Origin of the sequence: Aquitalea pelogenes (assembly GCF_001515305.1) — a bacterium.
Taxonomy (GTDB): Bacteria; Pseudomonadota; Gammaproteobacteria; order Burkholderiales; family Chromobacteriaceae; genus Aquitalea; species Aquitalea pelogenes.
The window spans coordinates 1-478 of the sequence record NZ_LNQV01000119.1 but is presented as its reverse complement, the minus strand read 5'-3'; the positions used below and the strand labels follow the sequence as shown (position 1 = coordinate 478).

Genomic DNA, 478 nt, shown 5'->3' with positions numbered 1-478 from the left:
CTTTTGTTTGCACTGTAAGGTGGTGGTGGAGGATGACGGGATCGAACCGACGACCCCCTGCTTGCAAAGCAGGTGCTCTCCCAACTGAGCTAATCCCCCTCTAAACCCGAAATACCGCGTTACATCGCTCCTCGTGTACATGATGTACACGTCGTCGCGCTGCGCCTTGTCTTTCGGCTTTATCTTTTTGTCCCAGATAGCATCTGAAACAAAAATGGATTATCCGTAGTGCTGTCTACAGCACCCAGATAAAAACTGGTGGGTCTGGAAGGACTCGAACCTTCGACCCCTGCGTTATCAACACAGTGCTCTAACCAGCTGAGCTACAAACCCAGTCAAACCCTTAAAATCTCGAATAACCGATAGGCTGTGAATACTTGACGATCGCCTTCTCTAGAAAGGAGGTGATCCAGCCGCAGGTTCCCCTACGGCTACCTTGTTACGACTTCACCCCAGTCATGAATCCCACCGTGGTAAG

2 tRNA genes and 1 rRNA gene are annotated in these 478 nt (G+C 50.6%); all 3 read right to left on the bottom strand.

The annotated features are described in order from the left end of the window. Nucleotides 1-23: 23 nt before the first annotated feature. Nucleotides 24-99: transfer RNA gene (locus tag AWT75_RS20475), tRNA-Ala, on the bottom strand. Nucleotides 100-256: 157 nt separating this feature from the next. Then, nucleotides 257-333: transfer RNA gene (locus AWT75_RS20470), tRNA-Ile, on the bottom strand. A gap of 64 nt (nucleotides 334-397) precedes the next feature. After that, nucleotides 398-478 (bottom strand): 16S ribosomal RNA (locus tag AWT75_RS20465); the annotation flags it as partial.